This is a genomic window from Pseudomonas shirazensis, assembly GCF_014268785.2.
Classification (GTDB): domain Bacteria; phylum Pseudomonadota; class Gammaproteobacteria; order Pseudomonadales; family Pseudomonadaceae; genus Aquipseudomonas; species Aquipseudomonas shirazensis.
Map to the genome: position 1 here is coordinate 102853 of NZ_JABWRD020000003.1, position 16774 is coordinate 119626.

Annotated in this window: 10 protein-coding genes; 8 read left to right on the forward strand and 2 right to left on the reverse strand. The window is 63.4% G+C overall.

The genetic code is table 11. From position 1 onward, the window contains the following. Positions 1-60 precede the first annotated feature (60 nt). From HU736_RS16430 to HU736_RS16465, 8 genes are all read left to right on the forward strand, one after another. Positions 61-1809: a ShlB/FhaC/HecB family hemolysin secretion/activation protein gene (locus tag HU736_RS16430; RefSeq protein ID WP_186701405.1), complete on the forward strand. Its 1749-nt coding sequence runs from the start codon at positions 61-63 to the stop codon at positions 1807-1809. Positions 1810-1819: 10 nt separating this feature from the next. After that, positions 1820-2338 (forward strand): toxin-activating lysine-acyltransferase, encoded by a 519-nt coding sequence (locus HU736_RS16435; RefSeq protein WP_186701404.1) that lies wholly within the window; start codon positions 1820-1822, stop codon positions 2336-2338. A gap of 16 nt (positions 2339-2354) precedes the next feature. Beyond that, the gene (locus HU736_RS16440) at positions 2355-11528 is read left to right on the forward strand and encodes a two-partner secretion domain-containing protein (protein ID WP_186701403.1); all 9174 of its coding nucleotides are present in this window, start codon (positions 2355-2357) and stop codon (positions 11526-11528) included. Further along, on the forward strand, positions 11528-12196 hold the full coding sequence (locus HU736_RS16445; protein WP_103435348.1) for a hypothetical protein: 669 nt from the start codon (positions 11528-11530) through the stop codon (positions 12194-12196). Before HU736_RS16440 ends, HU736_RS16445 begins: the two co-directional genes overlap by 1 nt. 103 nt (positions 12197-12299) lie before the next feature. Further along, the gene (locus HU736_RS16450) at positions 12300-12632 is read left to right on the forward strand and encodes a hypothetical protein (protein WP_186701402.1); all 333 of its coding nucleotides are present in this window, start codon (positions 12300-12302) and stop codon (positions 12630-12632) included. 74 nt (positions 12633-12706) lie between these two features. After that, on the forward strand, positions 12707-13297 hold the full coding sequence (locus HU736_RS16455) for a GAD-like domain-containing protein (protein ID WP_186701401.1): 591 nt from the start codon (positions 12707-12709) through the stop codon (positions 13295-13297). A gap of 507 nt (positions 13298-13804) precedes the next feature. Then, the gene (locus HU736_RS16460) at positions 13805-14044 is read left to right on the forward strand and encodes a hypothetical protein (protein WP_186701400.1); all 240 of its coding nucleotides are present in this window, start codon (positions 13805-13807) and stop codon (positions 14042-14044) included. A 188-nt stretch (positions 14045-14232) separates the two neighbouring features. Beyond that, entirely contained in the window at positions 14233-14448 is a 216-nt protein-coding gene (locus HU736_RS16465) for a DUF3077 domain-containing protein (protein ID WP_186701443.1), read from the forward strand. Here the strand turns inward: HU736_RS16465 and HU736_RS16470 are convergent. Next, positions 14435-15412, reverse strand: a complete 978-nt coding sequence (locus tag HU736_RS16470; RefSeq protein ID WP_103435342.1) for a GGDEF domain-containing protein — start codon at positions 15410-15412, stop codon at positions 14435-14437. The two genes, HU736_RS16465 and HU736_RS16470, sit on opposite strands and share 14 nt — an antisense overlap. Positions 15413-15550: 138 nt before the next feature. Further along, positions 15551-16732 (reverse strand): delta-9 fatty acid desaturase DesA, encoded by a 1182-nt coding sequence (gene desA / locus HU736_RS16475; protein ID WP_101322580.1) that lies wholly within the window; start codon positions 16730-16732, stop codon positions 15551-15553. Positions 16733-16774: the final 42 nt, after the last annotated feature.

The window sequence follows — 16774 nt, forward strand, 5'->3', positions numbered from 1 at the left end:
CCTGCAGGACATCCCCCCTGTCCCAGGCCTTTACCCGTTTCCGGTTCACAAGGACGTGTCATGCCTCCACTCGCGCAACGCGGCGCGGTGACTGTTGCTGTCGCCCGCTCATTCGCCTCGCTTGTTCCTCCACTATGCCTGCTGCTGGCAGGTCTGGTGGCCAGCCAGTCAGCTTCGGCAGCCGTTGCCGATGAAGAATTGCGCCAACGCGAGCGCGAGCGAATCCTGCGCGAGCAACTCGACACCCGCCCTGACGTGCGCCTGGAAGCTGCACCTGTGGCCGAGGCTCAGGCGCGCCTGCCGCGTGATGAAAAACCCTGCTTCAAGATCAACGATATCCGCCTGATCGGCGAGGCTGCCGAGCAGTTCCAGTGGGCGCTGCAGGCCGCCAACCCCAGCGACGACCCAGCGCTGGGCCAGTGCCTGGGCGGTGCCGGCATCAACCTGACGATGAAGCGCATGCAGAACGCGATCATCGCCAAGGGCTACGTCACCACCCGCGTCCTGGCCGAAGCGCAAGACCTCAACAGCGGCATCCTGGTGCTGACCCTGCTGCCCGGCCGCATCGGCCAGGTGCGCTTTGCCGAGGGCACCAGCGGGCGCGCCAACGCCTGGAACGCGATGCCGGCCAAGCCTGGCGATCTGCTCAACCTGCGCGACATCGAACAAGCGCTGGAAAACTTCAAACGGGTGCCCACTGCCGAAGCCGATATCCGCATCGCGCCTGCCGCCAGCAGCACCGCCAAGCCGGGCGAGAGCGACGTGATCATTGCTTGGCGCCAGCGCTTTCCGGCGCGCCTGAGCCTGTCGGTGGACAACAGCGGCAGCAAGACCACCGGCAAATACCAGGGCGCCGTGGCGCTGTCGCTGGACAACCCGCTATCGCTCAATGACCTGTTCTACGCCAGCTTCAACCACGACCTGGGCGGCGGCACCTCCGGCGACAAGGGCTCGAAAGGGCACACCCTGCATTACTCGCTGCCGTTCGGGTACTGGCAGCTGGCGTTCACCAGCAGCGAGTACGACTACCACCAGACGGTGGCCGGGGTTAACCAGGACTTCCTCTACCGCGGCGAAAGCCGCAACAACGAGCTGCGCCTGTCGCGTCTGGTGTACCGCGATGCGGTGCGCAAGACGACGATGTGGGGCAGCCTGTGGACGCGCTCTTCGGAAAACTTCATCGACGACACCGAACTGCTCCAGCAACACCGGCGCATGGCCGGTTGGCAGGCGGGCATTGGTCATCGTGAGTTCATCGGCGCTTCAACCCTTGATCTTGGCCTGAGCTACCGCCGTGGCACCGGCGCCCACAGTGCCTTGGAGGCGCCGGAAGAAGCCTTCGGCGACGGCACCGCCCGCTCGAAAATCATCCAGGCCGACGCCCAGCTGCAAGTGCCGTTCGACGCCTATGGCCAGCGCCTGCGCTACATCGGCGGCTGGCGCGCGCAGTGGAACCGCACCGAACTGGTCCCGCAAGACCGCTTCAGCATCGGCACGCGCTATTCGGTGCGTGGTTTCGATGGCGAGAACATCCTCTCTGCCGACCGCGGCTGGACCTTGAGCAACGAACTCGGCCTGGCCCTGGGCAGTAGCGGCCAAGAGTTGTACGCCGGGGTCGACTACGGCGAAGTCGGCGGCAACTCCGCCGACTACCTGATCGGCCGGCGCCTGGCCGGTGCCGTGGTCGGTGTGCGCGGCGGTTATCGCAACCTCTCTTACGACTGGTCGTGGGGTACGCCGTTGAAAAAGCCCGATGGCTTTGAAACCGCCAACTTCACCAGCGCGTTTACCGTCGCGCTGTCGTTCTGAGGAGGCTGCCATGCGCATCGACACCTTCGACATCACCGCCCCAGGCTTGATCGACGAACCTTGGAACGAAGCCACCGCGCTGGGCGCTGCGACCTGGCTATGGATGCACTCCACGGCCCACCGCGACGCCCCGTTGCACAGCCTCGCCAGCCTGCTGTTGCCGGCGCTCAAGCACCGCCAGTTCGTGCTGGGCAGCGAGGGCGGTCGCCCGGTGTTTTTCGTCTCCTGGCTGAACCTCAGCGAGGCCGCCGAACAGCGCTACCTGACCCGCTCGCCGATCGAGCTGGACGAAGCCGACTGGTGCAGCGGCGAGCGCATGTGGATCAACGACTGGGTCACCCCGTTTGGCCACAGCGCCGCCCTCGGTCGCCTGCTGGCCCGCCGCTTGATGCCCGAGCGCTGCGCGCGGGCGCTGCATCACCGCGGCGAACAACAGGGCTTCAGGGTCAACACTTTTCATGGCATCGGGGTGATCCCGGAGCAGGCGCGCGCCTGGTTTGCCGCTCACCCATTGGCCGCCGACGCCTGACGCAAAGGGATTTGCAATGAACAAACATCTGTATCGCATCATCTTCAACAAGGCGCGCGGCCTGCTCATGGTCGTCGCCGAAACCGTCAGCAGCGCCGGCAAGGCGCCCGGCGTCAGCAGTGGCAGCGGCGTGGTGGCCAAGCCCTGCGTCGCCAGCCTCAACGGCCTGCGCTACGCCCTGATGGGCGCGCTTGGGCTGATCAGCCTCAGCGTGGCCCCGGCCTGGGCCGCTGGCATCGTCGCCGACCGTGGCGCGCCCAGCGGGCAGCAGCCGATGGTGATCAACAGCGCCAACGGCACGCCGCAGGTCAACATCCGCGCGCCGAGCGCCGGCGGGGTGTCGCGCAACAACTACAGCCAGTTCGACGTCGATGGCCGTGGCGCGATCCTCAACAACGCGGTCGGCAACAGCAAAACCCAGTTGGGCGGCTGGATCGAGGGCAACCCGTATCTTGGCCGGGGCAGTGCCAAGGTCATCCTCAACGAAGTCAATTCGAGCAACCCGAGCCAGTTGCGTGGCTACGTCGAAGTCGCCGGCCAGCGCGCCGAAGTGGTCATCGCCAACCCGGCCGGGATCACCTGTGACGGCTGCGGCTTCATCAACGCCGACCGCTCGACCCTGACCACCGGCCGGGCACAGATGGAGAACGGCCGCATCACCGGCTACCGTGTCGAAGGCGGCACCCTGAGCATTACCGGCAAGGGCCTGGATGCCCGCGACAGCGACTACACCGACCTGATCGCGCGCAGCGTTGAGGTCAACGCCGGGATCTGGGCCAACGACCTCAAGGTCACCGCCGGGCGCAATCAGGTCAACGCCGACAATACCCAGGCCACCGCCCTGGCCAAGGACGACAGCGCCCAGCCCGAGGTGGCCATCGACGTCGCCGAGCTGGGCGGCATGTACGCCGGCAAGATCAAGCTGGTCGGTACCGAGGCCGGGGTTGGCGTACGCAACGCCGGGCAGATCGGCGCCATGGCCGGTGACGTGGTGATCAGCGCCGACGGCAAGCTGCTCAACCAGGGCGCCATCAGCAGTGCTGGGGCGACCCGCGTGGCCAGTGCCACGGCAGTGGACAACAGCGGCAGCCTGTACGCCAAAGGCGACCTGCACGCCAGCAGCCAGGGTACCGTCACCAACACCGGCGAGCTGGCCGCTCAGGGCAATCTAAACATCGACGCGGCCAAACTCGACAGCAGCCGCGACTCGCTGCTGGCAGCCGGCGTTGACGCCCAGGGTACTTCCAGCGGCAACGCCACGCTCACGGTCAAGGCTAAGCAGATTGCCGCCCACGGCCAGAACCACGCCAGCGGCACCCTTGATCTGCAAGGCGACACGGTCGACCTCAGCCACAGCCGCAGCTACGCCGGCAACCTCAACCTGACCGCCAACAACGGCGACCTTGACCTCAGCTCGAGCACCATCGACAGCGCTGGCCGCCTCGACGCCAAAGCCAGCTCAACCGTGCGCAGCGACAGCGCCAAGGTCAATGTCGGCGACCTGCAGGTCAACGCCGACAAGCTCTCGAACAACGGCGGCGAACTGGTCCAGACCGGCACCGCAGCAAGCGTCATCAAAGTCGCCGGCCAGCTCGACAACAGCGACGGCCGCATCGCCAGCAACGCCCGCGAGCTCAGCCTCGACGCAGGCACTCTGGCCAACCGCAAAGGTAAGGTCGAGCACGCCGGCAACGGCAAACTCGACGTCCGCGCCAGCGAAATCGACGGTAACGGCGGCACCCTGGCCAGTAATGGCGCCCTGCAGATCAGCGCGCAAAAGGCCCAGCTTGCCAACGGCCAGACCCAAGGCCGGCAAGTGCTGCTCGACAGCCGTGACCTGGACACCAGCGGCGGCACCGTGATCGCCACCCACGGCGGCACTCTGCAAGTGCGCGACGCGCAGCGCCTGGACAACCGTGGCGGCACCCTGGCTGCTGGCGGCGCCATGACCGTCACTGCCGGCGAAGTGCTCAACGACGGCGGCACGCTCAGCGCCGGCAACACCCTCAACCTGAACGCCGACAGCCTCAGCAACATCGCCGGCACCCTCGCCGCGACCCAGGCCATGCAAGTGATTGCCGGCCAGCTCGACAACAGCGGCGGCACCCTCGGCTCGGTCGAGGCCGGGCTGTTCGTCGAAGTCAGCAACGGTCAGCTGCAGAACCAGGGCGGGCGCCTCGAAGCGGCTGGCGATATTCAACTCGGCGCACTTGGCCTGAACAACAGCCAGGGCGTGATCAGTGGCCGCGAGCTGCTGCTCGACAGCCGTGGGCAAAGCGTCAACAACAACGGCGGCACCCTCGATGCACAAGCCAGGCTCGACCTGCGCAGCGGCGAGCTGCACAACAGCGGCGGGCTGATCCAGGCCGGTGGCCGGCTGTTCGTCGACACCGGCAGCGCCGCCCTGCACAACAGCGCCTCAGGCGCTGACAGAGGCATCGTCGGCCAGGCCGAAGTCGAACTGCGCAGCGCGCAACTGGATAACCAGCAGGGCTTTATCGGCGCCAAGGGCAACCTGTTGCTGGCAGCCACCACCCTCAACAATCAGGGCCAGATCGCCGGCGAAAGCCAGGTGCAGTTGCTCGGTAACCGCCTCGACAACCAGGGCGGCAAGGTGCAGGCCAAAGGTGCGTTGATCGTTGAACAGAACGAGCGCATCGACAACCGCGGCGGCCTGCTGCGCAGCGCTGGGCAAACCCGGCTGACCACCGCGCAGCTCGACAACCGCACCAGCCAGGGCAACGAGCAAGGCATCGAAGGCCAGTCGCTGTTGCTGCGCGCTGACACTCTGGAAAACCAGCAAGGCGCCCTGCGCGCTGACGCCGGCATCGACCTCGGCCTGGCCCAGGCGCTGTACAACGACGCCGGCCTGATCTCGGCTGGCAGCGAATTGCGCTTGGCCGATCGCGACCCGGCGCAGAACCGCCTGGCCGTCGACAACGGCAGTGGCACCTTGCTCGGCGGCAGCCTGCTGTCGCTCAATGCGGCGTACTTCAGCGGCAGCGGCCGCCTGCTCAGCCTCGGTGACCTGATCCTGCGCCAGCAGGGCAACCTCAGCCTCGGCGGCCAGGTGCAAGCCAACGGCAAGGTCGATATCGATATCGGCGGCGGCGCCCTGTACAACAGCGGCAAACTGCTCGCCGGGCAAGCGCTGATCGTGCGCGGCCAGGCGCTGGACAACGCCGCCAGCGGCGAAATGGCAGCCACCCAGGTCGACCTGCGGGTCAACGGCCAACTGCACAACCGCGGCCTGATCGACGGTCAGCAGGTGCGCCTGCAAGCCGATGAGCTATTCAACCTCGGCACCGGGCGCATTTACGGCGACCGTCTGGCCATCGCCAGCCGCACCCTGGCCAACCTCGACGAAGCAGGCCCGGCGGCGGTCATCGCCGCCCGTGAGCGGCTGGACATCGGCAGCCAGCGCATCGACAACCGCGAGCAGGCGCTGATCTTCAGTGCCGGCGATCTCGCCATCGGCGGCACGCTGGATGGCAACGATCAGGCCAGCGGCCGCGCCGACCTGCTGGCCAACGCCAGCGCCACGGTTGAATCGCTGGGCGCCATGAGCCTGAACATCCGCGAGCTGCGCAACACCAACGAACACTTCAGCACTGTCGACGTAGAAGTCAGCCGCGAGCAGTTGCAGGAATTCCAGATCACCGGCTCGCCCAACCGCTACCGCCCTGATCAGGTCTCGGTCTACCGCGACGAAGTCGATCATCTGGTCGCCCCGGATGGCGTGCGCGACAACTTCAATCGCTACGACTACACCCGCAGCGTGGTCGAAACCCGCATCGCCAGCTCGGCGCCCGGGCAGATTCTGGCCGGCGGCAACCTGACCTTCAGCGGCGACAGCGTACTCAACGACAAGAGCCGGATTCTAGCCGGTGGCTTGCTCCAGGCCGGCGCCGCGCAAGTGATCAACACCGAGGTGGACGGCCAACGGGTGACCACAGATGCCGGCACCGCGACCAACTTCTACCGCATCCAGCGCAAGGGCCGTGACAGCCAGGGCCGCAGAATCACCGAGTACCGCCCGGCGCCGCTGATCCAGGACATCGACCTGACCCCCACCGAGTACGGCCAGTACGCCGTGGTCAACGGCAGCGGCACTCAGCTGAGCGGTCGCGAGCTGCTCCAGGTCGGCCAGCAGGTGGCTACGGTTGGTGCAGTCAACGCCGAGGTCGGCGAGCAGTACCGAGTCGGCGCCGTGGTTGAGGTCAAGCTCAACGACGGCCAGGGCATTGCCGACCAGGTGCGCACCGGCGGCCTGAACCTGGCGCTGCCCAACAACAGCCTGTTCCAGACCAACCCCGCAGGCACCAGTAACTACCTGATCGAGACCGACGCGCGCTTTACCAGCTACCGCAAATGGCTGTCGTCGGACTACATGCTCGAGCGCCTGCAGTTCGACCCGGCGCAGACGCAGCAACGCCTTGGCGACGGCTTCTACGAGCAGAAGCTGATCCGCGAGCAGATCGCCCAGCTCACCGGCCGGCGCTTCCTCGACGGCTTCGCCAACGACGAAGCGCAGTACCGCGCCCTGATCGACAACGCCGTGACCCTGGCCAGCGACTGGAACCTGGTGCCGGGTGTTGCTTTGAGCGCCGAGCAGATGGCCCAGCTGACCAGCGACATCGTCTGGCTGGTCGAGCGCAACGTCACCCTGGCCAACGGCGAATCGCGCAAGGTGCTGGTGCCGCAGGTCTACGTGCGCGTGCAAGAAGGCGACATCAACGGCAATGGCGCGCTGATCGCCGGCCAGCAGCTCAAGCTCGACCTGTCTGGCGACCTGATCAACAGCGGCAGCCTCGGTGGACGCAGCGTGGTCGCGCTGACCGCGCAGAACATCGACAACCTCGGTGGCCGCATCCAGGGCAACAACGTCGCCCTGCAGACCCGCGACAACCTGAACAACCTCGGCGGCCTGATCGGCGCCACCGACAGCCTCGCCATCGACGCCGGGCAGGACATCAACAGCCGCTCGCTGAGCCGCGACAGCAGCAGCGAGCAAGGCACCCGCAGCAACCTGTCACGAGTCGCCGGGCTATTTGTCAGCGGTGATGGCGGCAGCATGAAAGTCGCCGCCGGCAACGACCTCAACCTGCAAGGCAGCCAGGTGGTCAACGCCGGCCAGGGCGGCGCTACCCAGTTGCAGGCCGGGCGCGACGTCAACCTCGGCACCGTCAGCGAAAGTTCGCAGCAGGCGATCCGCTGGGATGCCAGCAACTGGCGCAACGAAGCCAGCCGCGGCGAAGTCGGCAGCACCGTGCAAACCAACGGTGACCTGCGCATCACCGCCGGCCAGGACCTCAACGCCCGTGGTGCCACGGTCACCAGCGACCAAGGCATGGTCCTTGCCGAAGCGCGCCGCGACATCAACCTGACGGCCGCCGAGCAGTACCAGTTCGCCGACGAAGCGCACAAGTTCAAGGGCAGCAACGGCATGCTGTCGAGCAAGACCACCACCTTGCGCGACACCGTCAGCCAGACCCAGGCCAGCGGCACCACCTTGAGCGGCGAGCAGACCTACCTGCAGGCTGGCCGCGATATCAGCGTGCGCGGCAGCGACGTGGTCTCGACCAAGCAAACGGTGCTGGTCGCCGAGCGCGATGTGAACATCGAAGCGGCCACCGAAAGCAGCAGCGAACGCCACGACAAGTCGGAGAAAAAGAGCGGCCTGTTCAGCGGCGGCGGTATCGCCCTGACCATGGGCACCCAGCAGCAGAGCGTCAAAGACCTCACCACCCGTGAAACCGCCCGCGCCAGCACCGTCGGCAGCACCGAAGGCGATGTCATGATCGAAGCCGGGCGCCAGTACCGCCAGGTCGGCAGCGATGTGGTCGCGCCGAAAGGCGACGTCGACATCCTCGCTCAACAGATCGCCATCACCGAAGCCCGCGAGACCAGCGAGCGCACCCGCGAGACGCTGTTCAAACAGACCGGCTTCACCGTGACCATCACCAACCCGGTGATCAGCGCGATCCAGACCACCCAGCAGATGCAGCAGGCGTCGAGCAAGACCGAAGACGGCCGCATGCAGGCGCTGGCCGCGGCCACCACCGCACTGGCGGTCAACAACGCCGCCACTGCGGTCGCCCAGGACCCGGGCGCTGCCGGCGGGATCAACATCAGCCTGTCGCTGGGCACCAAGCAGCAACAGAGCACTACCGTGCAGCAAAGCGACGCCGCTGCCGGCTCGACCATCATTGCCGGCAACGACGTGCGCCTGCGCGCCACCGGCGCGGGCAGCGACAGCAACATTCTCGTCCAGGGCAGCGAGGTGCGCGCTGGCAACAACGCCACCCTCGCCGCCGACGGCAACATCGACCTGCTCGCCGCGCAGAACACCAGCAAGCAGGACAGCGACAGCAAAGGCATGAGCGCCAGCGTCGGCATCGGCCTGTCGCTGGGCGGCTCGCGCAACGGCTTCACCCTCGACCTCGGCGTCAGCGGCAACCGCGGCGAAGCCGACGGCGACACCCTGACCCACACCAACACCCAGATCGCCGCAGGCAACACCACCACGCTCGTCTCCGGCGGTGACACCAACCTGCGCGGCGCCGTGGTCAGTGGCCGTCAGGTGCTGGCAGACGTTGGCGGCGACCTCAACATCGAGAGCCTGCAAGACACCGACACCTTCAAGGTCGACGAGAAGAGCATGGGTGTCGGCATCAGCCTGTGCATCCCGCCGTTCTGCTACGGCATGAGCACGGTCAGCGGCGGCAGCGCCAACCTCGGCGGCACCGACATGGACTCGGACTTCGCCAGCGTTACCGAGCAGTCCGGGATCAAGGCCGGCGACGGCGGCTTCGACATCCGCGTCGGCGGCAACACCGACCTCAAAGGCGCAGTCATCGCCAGCAGCGACAAGGCTGTGGCTGACGGCAAGAACCGCCTCGAAACCGCCAGCCTGACCACCAGCGACATCCGCAACAAAGCCGAGTACGACGCCAGCACCTTCAGCATCGGCGGCGGCTACAGCGAGATCGGTAAAGACCCGGACGGCAAGGTCCAGACCGGCGGCAACATCACCCCCGGCACGGAAATCCCCACCAACGAAAACCAGATCGGCGCCAGCCTGCCGATTGCCATCAGTGCCAGTGACAGCGCCAGCAGCGTGACCCGCAGCGGCATCAGTGGCGGCACCATCCTCATCACCGACGCCGCTGCCCAGCGCGAGCGCACCGGGCAGAGCGTCGACGAGACCCTCGCCGGGCTCAACCGCGACGTCTCCAGTGACCGCGACAACACCAACGCGCTCAAGCCGATCTTCGACGAAGAGCAGATCCGCGCCGGCTTCGAGATCGTCAACGCCTTTGCCAACGAGGCCGGCACCCTGCTTGCCAACAAGGCCAAGGAAGTCGACGCCAAGCGCAACGCGGCCGATGCAGCCGAAGCCAAGGCCCTCGAAACCAGCGACGCCGAGCTCAGCCAGGCCCTGCGCGACCAGGCCATCAGGCTGCGCAACGAAGCGGATGGCGTGGCCGGCAACTGGGGCGCCGGCGGCACCTACCGGCAGATCACCACCGCGCTGGTTGCCGCCGCCAGCGGCAACATCAGTGCCGGCAACGGCGCGTTCATGCAAGGCATGGTCGTCAACTACGTGCAGCAGCAAGGCGCCGGTTACCTCGGTGATCTGGTCGCCGACGGCACTCTGGTCGAAGGCACGCCGATGCACGCTGCCCTGCACGGCATCCTCGCCTGCGCCGGTGCGGCCGCCAGCAGCCAGAGCTGCGGCAGTGGCGCGGCCGGCGCGGCGGCGTCGAGCCTGCTCACCGGGCTGTTCTCCGAAGCCAGCCCGACCGAAACCGAAAGCCAGCGCGAAGCCAAGCGCAACCTCATCGTCAGCCTGGTCACCGGCATCGCCGCCACCACCAGCCTCGATGCCGCTACCGCTACTGCGGCGGCCTCGGGGGCTGTGGATAACAACTGGCTGGCGACCCAGCAGTTCGTCCAGGCACGCAAAGAGCTGAAGGAAGCCGAAGGCCGCCTGGATGAACTCAAGGTGCTGGCCAAGTGGGCCTATATCAGCAAGAAGCAGGACCTGCTGACGCAAAGCGGGGTTGGCCAGGGCTTGATCAAGGCCGGCTTCGACGATATCTCAGGGCTGACCCAGATGCTTCTGCATCCGATCGATACGGTGAAGGCCATCGGCGGCCTGATCGACGACCCGAGCGCATTGGCCGGTTACCCGGAAGAGGTCAAACAAAACCTCAAAGCCAAGGTCGCACGCATCGAAAACGCGCTTACCGTCGGCGGTGACGCCAACGCCGAGCAGATGGGCTACGACATTGGCGAACTGGTGTGGGACGTTGGTGGCCTTGTCACCGGGGTTGGCGGGATTGCCAAAGGCAGCGTCAAGCTGGCGTCGGTGGGTATCAAGCTGGGTACCGACAAGCTTGAGCAGATGGCTGCACGGCAGGTTGTGAAGAACGCCGAGTGGAAGGCGGGTAAAGGCGAGTACAGCCTTAAACCTGGCGGGGGCTACGGCTCGCCGTCGACCGTGACCCACAATGGTCAGGCGGTCGAGAATGCAGGAGACTTCTCAGGTTCGCTGCCCAAGCCCGCTGGCAAGGGGGAGACTGGTGCTGGGCCGAAAGAGTCCACAAGTGGTACAGCCAAGGCTAGCTCTGAAGGGACGGATGGTGGCAAGCTTGCGAGCGATAATCCTGGGATAGGTGTCAGTGGGGGGGCTGGTCCAAAAGAGACCCTAGCGCCTGTAGTGGGAGGATTGGATCTTTCGAAGGTCGAGGTATTGACCATAAAAGACGCACGCAAGCTGAAGGGCGAAAATAGAGGTTTGATCTTCGTACAAGAACCTCAGGGAGATTTTAGTAAGCCGTTCGTGAAATTTGAAGCGGGTACAACAGGAGCGTTTTCAGACGTTCTATCGGAGCGTAAGGCAGTGCCTGCAATACGGTTTGACAACCCAAATCCTAACGGTAACAATTTCGTGAAGTTTGACGGTGTTGAAGATGTCGATGGTATTACCCTGATTGACCGAAAAACAGCACTAACATCGTTCGATAAGCAACTTCAGAGTGTTCAGCGAGTATCGAATGCGTTGAAACAAAACCCAGGTATCAAGGCCGTTTTTGAGTTTCCAAGCCAAAAAGCGGCTGATAGAGCAATTGATATTTTGATTGAGCAAAATATCAGAAACATTACTGTGAGGGTTGCACCCTGATGACTAAGCAAAAGCTGGAGTTTCGTCATAGGCCAAATTTTCTAGAGCCTATCGAGCGGCGGCACCAAACTTTTCTTGAGAAGCTGTCCGACTTGGGCAAGCCATGGAATCTGGCCGAAGCCGTGGACGTTCCCGATATTGAAGGCGAGCTTGTTGTTTCTGTTTCTTTAGATAAGTTTCTTCCAAAGGGAGTAAAAGGCCGAATTGCATATTCTCTCAGAAGTGAGAGTTATCTAGAAGACGATGCTCAATTTGACGACTCTCTGTTCATTGAGTTTTCGAATGCTAATGTTGATTACCTCCACTTGTTGACAAGGATTTTTCCTGCATACGTACAGGCTTTTGGTGCCTATAGAGCTGCGCTGCATGAGTGGTCGGTTACCAGAAACGACTGGCCGGCTGTACTAGCTGCATGCGACGCTACAAAAAAAGATGTTAACGGGAGAGATGGTGTTTTTCGTATTAATGCGGCGAATTATTTTGATGGGGAATTGTGCGTTCGCGCATTTGGGAAAAGTCCTCAGCAGGTAATTAGTCTTCTGAAGGGGCACGTTGAAGAGGCTTCGGAATTGGCCGGAGGTGTGTTGATTGTTGTTAGTTATACACCGCTGTCCACCAATGAGTTAATAGATGCTGGAGAGCGATTAAAGGGGCTTTTGATTGGGTGATCCGAGGGGGTTCTCAACGATGATCCGAGAACTTCCCACGAAGCGTTTGTTCATATGAATGAGCCGATCAAGCCTATGTTGGGGCTGGTCTAGTGGGGCGCTTATGAGTACAGATCAGGAAGTTTATCAGGGCTTCGGTGAAATACTCTCGGCGATCGCGCCCCAGCAGGCTCAGTGGGTTTCTGTTGAGGTCGAGCTGTCGCCGACTGGCGACCACGCCAAGCTGTTCTATGACTATCAGGCTGAGGGGAGTGAGCCGCAGTGGTTCGTGCCTGAAGCTGCTCGTGTGGATCATGACATCCGGTTCCTGTTGATACAGCTGCGCGAGTATTTCGCGGGTAACAATTTGTTCGAGCAAGGCAGACCGTGGGCACGCTGCATGATCAAGCTGGATCTGCAGACCGGCAAGTTTGCGGCAGACTTCAAATACGAATGATTGGGGGCGGTCGGTACGTCATCTGCAAACGGATCAAGGGGGCTTAACCGGTGCGGGATGAGTTTTTCCAGTCAATGATCGACAACCTTGGTGAAGCCACCTCACGTCGCGAGGTGCCTGCCGCGAGCATCGACAAATACCAGTCAAGACTGCCCGCTGCATTGCTGGGTTACTGGCGCGAAGACGGCTGGTGTTCCTACGCTGATGGCTTGTTCTGGATCGTAGACCCAGATGCGTACAAGGCCACGCTGGATATGTGGCTGCAAGGCAGCGGCCTGGCCGAGATCGATAATTACCACGTGATTGCCAGGGATGCGTTCGGTTCGCTGTATGCCTGGGGCGAGCGTTATCAGCGCAAGATCACTGTATCGAGTTTGGCTGGCGGCATTGTCGCGCTGAAAAACCAGCTGCAAAAACCCAACCCACAACCAGACCGCAGCCTCGGTATCTTTCTCGGCGCTACCCAACGTGACAGCCTGGACTTTGACGACAACCAGGGCAAGCCGCTGTTCCAGCGTGCACTCGCCAAGCTGGGGCCGGTTGCCGAGGACGAGATGTATGCTTTCGAACCTGGGTTGTGCATTGGCGGCAAGGCTGACCTTGAGCATATGGTGAAGGTGAATATGGTTGAGCACCTGATGCATCTGGATCAGGCGCGTCGGTGAGGTGAGGGCTGGGAATACTGATACCAGATGATGCGCGGCCCCTGTAGGAGCACCTTGTGTCGCGAAAGGGCTGCACAGCGGCCTCAGATATCAGCTCCGCCGCTGATATCGCTGGGCCCGCTCTGCGGGCCTTTCGCGACACAAGGCCGCTCCTACAGGGGGGGCTTGGCGATAGATTTGCGGGTGTTTGCGTAAGACGTTTCCGAACCTGAAACCAAATGCTTCTAATCGGGGTAGCTTGGGAATTATCCTACGCGACTTGCGGAAGCAGCTCTGTTGTCGGGGAAATGTCTCAGGGATAAAGTCACGGGGTCGCCAGGTTTGGTGACCGGGTGTGAGAAACCCGACCAGTACTGTTAGGCAATGCTTCACGGCAGCCGTGCGCGGGCAGACTTCGGTCTGGCCGGGTTTCCAGTACCTCGGTTTTCTCACCCCGTGTACGGCTGCCACCCAAATCCGTGAGAAAGGTTCGAGTGGTCGCTTCCGTTTACGTACTGGAAATCGACTATGAAAAAGATCGTCCCCGACCCCCCAATCTCCTACTTCTCAGTCATCAGCGACCTGAGCCGCGAAGAGGCTCTCATCCAGGTTTCCAAGTTGATGGACTGCATGAACCGCACTCTCGAAGCTTACCTCGGCACCGAACCCATCGGCGTCGACAGTTACCTGCTGGAAAACGTCGAGATACTTAACCAGCTGATGCGCGCCTTGATCGCCCACGCCGTGGCCGGGGAGGCAACGCCATGACGGACGAAGCCACTCAATCCACCAACGCTGGTAGCGGGGGCTGCGGTCTGTGTAGGAGCGGCCTTGTGTCGCGAAAGGGTCGCGTAGCGGCCCCAGATTTCAGCTCCGCCGCTGATATCGCTGGGCCCGCTTCACGGGCCTTTCGCGACGCAAGGTCGCTCCTACAGGAGGGCGCGCAAGATCAATGTCTGGCGTTGTTTGCCGTGCAGGGCGATGTGCCGTTCGAGCAGGCTTTCTCGGAGTTGTCGGTCATGCTCGGTTGCATCCGCCATCTGACCACCGAGGCAGAGATGGAAAACGACCGGCAGGCGGGGAGTGCGGCGCGCATTCTCAGCGGTTTGGCCAAAACACTGATCGACGATATGGAGTTGGGAGTGCGCAAGGCTCTGGTCAGCCGCAAATAATCTGATTCTTGCCCAGACGCTTGGCCTGATACATCGCCGCGTCCGCGCGGGCGAACAGGCTGTCCAGGCTGAGGTCGTCGTCGCGCAGGCTGGTCAGGCCCTGGCTGATGGTCACGCCGAAACGTTCCTGACCATGGCTGAAGCTCAGGCGCTGGATCTCGCGCTGCAGGCGTTCGGCGATCTGCTCGGCGACCTCGGCCTCGCAGCCGGGGAACACTGCAGCAAACTCTTCACCACCAATCCGCCCGAACACATCGCCGCGGCGCAGTACGGCCTTGCCGCTGTCGGCGATGTGCTGCAGCACCTGGTCACCTTGCTGGTGGCCGTAGGTGTCGTTGATCAGTTTGAAGTCATCGATGTCCAGCAGCAGAAACGACAAAGGGGTGCCGTCTTCGCGGGCGGCGGTGAAGGCCTGGTTGGCACATTCGAAGAAGTGCCGGCGGTTGCTGCTCTGGGTCAGCACGTCGGTGGTGGCCAGACGCTGCAGTTCGCCTTCGAGCTGCTTCTTTTCGGTGATGTCTTCGGCGATGCCGACCACGATCACGCGGTCGCCGTCCTGCTGCTGGTTGATATAGCACTTGTCGCTCAGCCAGCGGATTTCGCCGGCGGCGTTGATGATGCGGTACTCGCGGTCTTCTACAGCGCCCTGCAGCAGCACCTGGGCCAGGCTGCGCTCGGCGTATTCGAGGTCGTCGGGGTAGATGCTGTCGCGCCATTCGTTGAAGTCAGCCAGCACCCGGCTGACCTGGCGGCCGAAGATGCGCTCGAAGGCGGGGCTGACATAGAGCACCTGGCGAGTTTTCCAGTCGAACGCCCAGAGCACTGCGTTGACGGTTTCGAGCAGGGAACTGAACAGCTGCTCGCGCTCGCTCAGGCGCGCCACTTCACCTTGCGCATGAAACAGCGCGAGCAGGGTTTGCGCAGCGGCAGGTGGCGGGTCGCGGGGCTGTATATGTTTGGCCATGTGCACGGAGCGATTCTCGGCTGAGGGCGTGCGGCCACGATCCGGCCCGCCACGCGGGCGATGTGCGGATTTGAGTAAGCAGGTGGGGTGAAGTTCCGCTCGGCACGCCCCAGAACAGGGCGTGCCGATCAACGGAGATCAGGCGGTTGGGCGCAGCGAGTAGGTTTTCAGCTGACTGGCAAAATCGCGCAGCGATTGGATGCCGCTGGCCTCGGCTTCGTGGACCCAGTCTTTCATGGCGGCGAGCATGTCGTGGCCATTGGCGCTGGTACGCGCCCAGATCTGCTGCAGCGCCAGGCGCTTCTCGTAGATGGTCTTGAGCGCCTGGCTGTGGGCGAGCATCGACTCGATCCGCACGTGGTGGCGGTCTTGCAGCAGGCTGGTTTCCCGCGAGAGCAGGCGCTTGGCGCGGCGGAAGCGGTGGCGCAGCGAGGCATCGACCACATCCAGCTCCTGCTTGACCAGTGGCGCGATGACCAGCTTGCGGTACTGGGCCATGATCTGGAAACGGTTGTTGAGGATCGCCATGGCCGTGTCCATGTCCAGGCTGGCTTTGCCCTCGACGCGGTGGGCAATCGGCGCGACCCGTTGCACCTTGGCCAGGCGCAGCAGGCTCAGCACCCGTATCCAGGCCCAGCCCATGTCGAACTCCCAGCGCTTGACCGACAGCTTGGCCGAGTTGGGGTAGGTATGGTGGTTGTTGTGCAGCTCTTCGCCGCCAATGATGATGCCCCACGGCACCAGGTTGGTGGCGGCGTCGCGGCACTCGAAGTTGCGGTAGCCAACGGCATGGCCAAGGCCGTTGACCACGCCTGCGGCCCAGAACGGGATCCACATCATCTGGATCGCCCAGATGGTGATGCCGATGGTGCCGAACAGCAGCAGGTCGAGCACTGCCATCAAGGCAATGCCGCCCAGCTTGTAGCGCGAATAGAGGTTGCGCTCGATCCAGTCATCCGGGCAGTTCTTGCCGTAGATGCGCAGGGTTTCGGGGTTTTGCGCCTCTTCGCGGTAAAGCTCGGCGCCTTTGCGCAATACGGTGCTCAGGCCTTTGATGACCGGGCTGTGCGGGTCATCGACGGTTTCGCACTTGGCGTGGTGTTTGCGGTGAATGGCGGTCCACTCGCGGGTGTTCTGCGCCGTGGTCAACCACAGCCAGAAGCGGAAGAAGTGTTTGAGGCCGGCGTTCAGCTCAAGCGAGCGGTGCGCCGAATAGCGATGCAGGTAGATCGTGACGCTGATGATGGTCACGTGGGTCATCAGCAGGGTGACCGCGACCAGTTGCCAGGCCGACAGGTCGAGTAAGCCGTAGTACCACATAAATGTAAAAGCCCTCGGAAACGCGGGGGGGAACTGCGCTTT

What these genes read in the sequence shown, in the direction of transcription:
- HU736_RS16430 (WP_186701405.1), top strand. Translation starts at nt 61, where the DNA reads ATGCCTCCACTCGCGCAACGCGGCGCGGTGACTGTTGCTGTCGCCCGC.
- HU736_RS16435 (WP_186701404.1), top strand. Translation starts at nt 1,820, where the DNA reads ATGCGCATCGACACCTTCGACATCACCGCCCCAGGCTTGATCGACGAA.
- HU736_RS16440 (WP_186701403.1), top strand. Translation starts at nt 2,355, where the DNA reads ATGAACAAACATCTGTATCGCATCATCTTCAACAAGGCGCGCGGCCTG.
- HU736_RS16445 (WP_103435348.1), top strand. Translation starts at nt 11,528, where the DNA reads ATGACTAAGCAAAAGCTGGAGTTTCGTCATAGGCCAAATTTTCTAGAG.
- HU736_RS16450 (WP_186701402.1), top strand. Translation starts at nt 12,300, where the DNA reads ATGAGTACAGATCAGGAAGTTTATCAGGGCTTCGGTGAAATACTCTCG.
- HU736_RS16455 (WP_186701401.1), top strand. Translation starts at nt 12,707, where the DNA reads ATGATCGACAACCTTGGTGAAGCCACCTCACGTCGCGAGGTGCCTGCC.
- HU736_RS16460 (WP_186701400.1), top strand. Translation starts at nt 13,805, where the DNA reads ATGAAAAAGATCGTCCCCGACCCCCCAATCTCCTACTTCTCAGTCATC.
- HU736_RS16470 (WP_103435342.1), bottom strand. Translation starts at nt 15,412, where the DNA reads ATGGCCAAACATATACAGCCCCGCGACCCGCCACCTGCCGCTGCGCAA.
- desA (WP_101322580.1), bottom strand. Translation starts at nt 16,732, where the DNA reads ATGTGGTACTACGGCTTACTCGACCTGTCGGCCTGGCAACTGGTCGCG.